This window comes from Candidatus Hydrogenedentota bacterium, assembly GCA_019695095.1.
Taxonomy (GTDB): domain Bacteria; phylum Hydrogenedentota; class Hydrogenedentia; order Hydrogenedentales; family SLHB01; genus JAIBAQ01.
Genome location: JAIBAQ010000344.1, coordinates 1 through 3,577, shown reverse-complemented (window position 1 = coordinate 3,577; position 3,577 = coordinate 1). Strand labels below are relative to the sequence as shown.

4 protein-coding genes are annotated in these 3,577 nt (G+C 57.3%); all 4 read right to left on the bottom strand.

All coding sequences use genetic code 11. From position 1 onward, the window contains the following. The coding region (locus tag K1Y02_26085; protein MBX7259852.1) for a radical SAM protein at nucleotides 1-915 on the bottom strand (915 nt) is incomplete at its 3' end. A gap of 14 nt (nucleotides 916-929) precedes the next feature. Beyond that, entirely contained in the window at nucleotides 930-1,136 is a 207-nt protein-coding gene (locus K1Y02_26080) for a hypothetical protein (GenBank protein ID MBX7259851.1), read from the bottom strand. A 924-nt stretch (nucleotides 1,137-2,060) separates the two neighbouring features. Further along, entirely contained in the window at nucleotides 2,061-2,759 is a 699-nt protein-coding gene (locus K1Y02_26075; GenBank protein MBX7259850.1) for a hypothetical protein, read from the bottom strand. A gap of 399 nt (nucleotides 2,760-3,158) precedes the next feature. Further along, a partial coding sequence (locus K1Y02_26070; protein MBX7259849.1) for a hypothetical protein occupies nucleotides 3,159-3,577 on the bottom strand: 419 nt, incomplete at its 5' end.

Below are 3,577 nucleotides of genomic sequence, written 5' to 3'. Positions count from 1 at the left end.
CGAATTTGCAAGTTCTAGAAGTTGCGCATTCAGAATCGACTGTCCGATTAGATTGTCCGCACCTTGTCCGTTTATCCGGAAGGTGTCGGCCTGCTTTACCTCACCATTGGTGTCTACTGTCAAAGTGCAAAGAGAGTACGTTGCGGCCGGGCCACGTAGGCCTCGCGCCCTCTTTAAAAGGGATCCTGCGACATCGTCAAAGAATGTGATGCGGATGTCTTGTGGCCCCGACGCGTAAAGGCAAAATAGCTCCCACAGCCATTCGCCAACACTCGTGCTGTCATGGTCTTGCTTCCCCGGCGGTGGATGATCGTAGTCCCCGTCCCGCAACAGCACGTTATACCGACGCGCACCGGTTGCGCGCATGAATTCATAGATTCGGGCAGGATCATTGTCAGGATCTACGACAATTAGGACGCCGTCCAGCACGCCCGCCTGCCGCGCTCTCTTGAGGGTACCTTCAATCTGATCGTAAACGCTTCGGTTGCGTAGCCCCTTACGATGCTTGTCGTTCTCCGCGGCGAAGCCATCAACTGATACTGAGAACGTCAGGTTCGTCCGAAATCGGAGTAGCAGATTCTCAAGTTCGGCATTGAAGATGGTGCCATTCGTCTGGATGCTGAGCGCCACATCGGGAACCTTGCGCACGATTTCGGCGATGCATTCGTGTAGCCGCGCAATGCCGAACAATAGTGGCTCGCCGCCGTGAAAGACCACTTTGACCTTCGTTCGCTGCGACTTGTACAGCGAAACGATGTTCTCTGTAAGCGCGCGGAGAACGTCCTGCGACATCCTGCGGGGCATCTGCTTCCACGAGGTATCTTGCCCGTGGAAAATGTAGCAATAGCTGCAATCCATGTTGCATCGGCTTGCAACCTTGACTACTAAAGTGGCGACCTCAATACGTCTCGCCATGCCATTATCGGGGGTTACGACTTCGTCTGTTCACCGTGTACTTGGCTGTCGCCACCAGTGCTCTTGTCGTAGTGCCGGTCATAGTTGCCACCAGGCCCCCCGCCACGGTTGTAATCCGTGAAGGCGTTCTCCGAGGCCAGCATTTTCATTCCGGCGCGCAAGTCTGCTTCAATCTTTGCCAAGTATTCGGGGGATACTTGCACTTCGAACTTAGGTTTCATGGCGTACGGTTCACTCCTCTTAGGTTCCGTCGTCGCGGCGGGTCAATTTGCCGCACCGTTTGTCCCAATTAATGATCCCAAAATCGTCCGCCACATACAACCTGAATCGACGGAAGCCCCAACCGGCGGACGCTGCATCACCGCCGTAGCGGACTCGAACCAGAGCTGAAGTGTCCTAGTACTGGCCACCCAGGGCGAACCGGCCCGAGTAGCGGTGGAGTTGCCTGCGGCGCAGGCCAACGGCCGCGAGGTGACTTGGCCGTCCGTGGTGTTCCTGCGGCGCACTGGTGTGCGCCCCACGTGCCTGCAATCAGATGGCAGTCATTCCGGTCGCCCACAAGATGGCGGTCAAGATGATCTGGAGGGCGCTACCCCTCGCGCCACTGGTCACGGCGTTGAAACAAACAGCTGCCACGCGCAAATTTGTGGTCAGAACGAACCAACCGGTTCCGGCTGGCGAAGTCTGACGGGACCAGAAAAACCGAGCTATACCTCTAGATCGATCAGGCGTGGACAATCCGCCTAGGCAAGTTCCGCGCTCGGCTCGACTTACCGGCGTCCCAAGTTGAAGGTTTAGCTGGTGACCGGCATGATCGTTAGGGCCATCTGTTCTGCGGAGAATTCGCTGCGCTCTACGCCAGAACGGTTGTCGTACGGCCGGCCCTTTGCCGGAATTTCTACCTCAGGTCGATACCAAATCCTAGGTTAAGGGGACAATATGCAAACCGCAATTGGCACAGCTCAAGCCCAAGGCAAGCGTTGGCTTCTACCCGATGCCGTGCCGCCTTTCGGCCATTAGGGAAGATTCGCCCGTTTGCCGGCAATCGCAGTCGATGCGTCCGTACCACGACGCAATGTGGCAGGTCGCTTTGAGTCTTCGAAACTAATGCGATTTCTGCACTTCTAGCTCCGACCTGCCTAGCCTCATCCAATCAAGTCTTCGTGCAGTGCAAGCCAAGCCGAAAGCGGCTGCAAGTGAGCAAGAAGATTCCGCGCTTCCCGCAGGCGCTCAATGGTTCTTCGAGTCCGCGCATCTATACCAGCCCCTCGTAGCACAAAGGCTAGTTGGCCAATGCTTAGATCTTGCAGTCGCTCAAACTTGCCGTCGTCGAGTTCGACGGGCAGGCTGACGAACGCCTGGAGTCTGGGAAGCAATTGGACTCGCCGCTCTTCAATCCATGGAAGATAGATGCCCGCTTGTGCTGACCAAACGCGCCGATCAAGCGCTTCTGCATCACGGACGGCCAAGTACGCCGAATGCAAGACCCGGTTACCATCCATTCCATAGACTGCGCCGGATTCCCATCCCAGTTCTGCACATGTGTCCCACCCTCGCTTGCAGGCCCAAGTTCGCAGGAACTCCTGGGGTGCCGCGACGGTTGCCTCGTCGACACCGCACATCGCTTCGACAAGTTCCAAGTCCCATAGTGCCAATCGCGAAACAACCTCCGCCACGAACGCACGCTTCTTGGGCGAAGTAGTCTTGCCTCGAAGAATAAGGGTAGCGAGGATGTAGGCGTCGCACTCGTCGGCACAGTCGTCCCATTTCATCACATCCAACGTGACATCAGGCGTCGGTGCGAACGGGACCTGACCCGAGGCCATCTCCAAGATGATACCCATCCGTTCACCCACGTCCACCGACCGTACCGCTTCCGCGTAATCCTGTAAGAACCGGCGCCATAAACCAGTGTTCGTGTCACAAACCCGGGGCGCATGAACGAGCGCCCCGCGGAGCCGCTCGTCCTGCGCTAGAGACCTCGCTGTCGTTGCCGCGTCCACGGGTACTGAACCAAGGACCGCTGTATAGATGGAGTCAATTGGCGTACGGTCATCGTTTGCGCGAGTCTCACAGTAATACCTTCCACACAGTTCCACTGTACGCAAGGCGTCATCGAAGCCTTGGGGTGCATTGGCCGGCCAAAGGATGACGACGTTCGATCCCGAGATGACGCGGTTGGCGACCGTTTGGACGAACGTATGGGGCCCTGGCAGCCTCCAAAGATCGACAGCCATCGGAAGCTATGCAAGCAGACGGGACACGACGGGATCCACCTTCCAACCGCTCGCGGAAGCCCCAATAAGCTGCAACATCTCTGCCCACTCGACCCACGCTCTTAGAGCTTCCGGACGGAGCCCTTCGTATTCGTCACCGCTCGCAAAACTCTCTAGGACATCAAGAGGTTCCCCCTGCAGTTCGTTTACAAGCCGGAGGGCACTTCTCGCCTCCACGGAATCGAGGCCAAACTCCACACGGAGAGCATCGACATGGTCCCCGGAGCTGACGTACCGCTCGATAGCTTCGCAAAGCTGACCAACCTCATGGCATTGTGGTGGAAGTCGGTAAAGCAGCGTTGGCCAATAGCCGCTCGCATTTCGCAAACGCGCTCGCGTATTCGGATTCCCTCCGACGATCTGCATGTCCTCGAGCCACCGCTGCA

Excerpts from the sequence above, each read along its gene's own strand:
- K1Y02_26080 (MBX7259851.1), bottom strand. The coding sequence starts at position 1,136 with ATGAAACCTAAGTTCGAAGTGCAAGTATCCCCCGAATACTTGGCAAAG.
- K1Y02_26075 (MBX7259850.1), bottom strand. The coding sequence starts at position 2,759 with ATGGGTATCATCTTGGAGATGGCCTCGGGTCAGGTCCCGTTCGCACCG.